Genomic DNA, 576 nt, shown 5'->3' with positions numbered 1-576 from the left:
GAGCAGGCAAAGTGAAGGTCACCATAAAGTAAGGGACAGGTAACAGCTTTCGTTTTTGACGCAGTAACCAGTCCGACGTGGTGCGGTGTTGGCATTGGGGGCAATGCCGATGACCGCATGAGAGCGGCAGTCGGTCATCGTGGTGACAGTGAGCGCAGAACCATTGTGAGCGACCTTGCTGCTCTGTTTTACACAGCAACATTGCTTGGATAGCCGAGCGCATCTCATGGCTAAGTTGATTAGCATACTGATGTTCCAGCGCCTCTTTGTGTTTGCGAAGTAGGTCGATAAACGCACTCATGCCGCCTCCCACGTAATACTCAATGCATTGGTCAGTTGATTGATAGCCAGCGCCGCATCGCGATGTTTTTGTTGTGTCATGCGGGTGTATCGCGCCGTGGTGTTGAGGCTGGCGTGACCAAGTAGCACTTGCAGAGAACGTAAATCCACCCCTTGCTCGAGCAGATGAGTGGCAAAGCAATGGCGCAGTGAGTGCGGGGAGATATGTTTATTAATGCCACACTGTTTAAGCACGCGTTTCATGGCTTTTTGTATGCCGCCGCGGTCCATTGGGTT

At 52.1% G+C, this 576-nt stretch carries 2 protein-coding genes; both read right to left on the bottom strand.

The genetic code is table 11. The annotated features are described in order from the left end of the window. On the bottom strand, positions 1-301 hold a 301-nt coding region (locus tag DPF93_RS21145; protein WP_208638811.1), incomplete at its 3' end, for a transposase zinc-binding domain-containing protein. Continuing rightward, the coding region (locus tag DPF93_RS21140) for a tyrosine-type recombinase/integrase (protein WP_164675412.1) at positions 298-576 on the bottom strand (279 nt) is incomplete at its 5' end. The genes DPF93_RS21145 and DPF93_RS21140, both read right to left, overlap by 4 nt.

This window comes from Vibrio rhodolitus, from assembly GCF_003350325.1.
Lineage (GTDB): Bacteria > Pseudomonadota > Gammaproteobacteria > Enterobacterales > Vibrionaceae > Vibrio > Vibrio rhodolitus.
The sequence above is the reverse complement of the archived record's forward strand: the minus strand, read 5'-3'. Positions and strand labels throughout refer to the sequence as shown.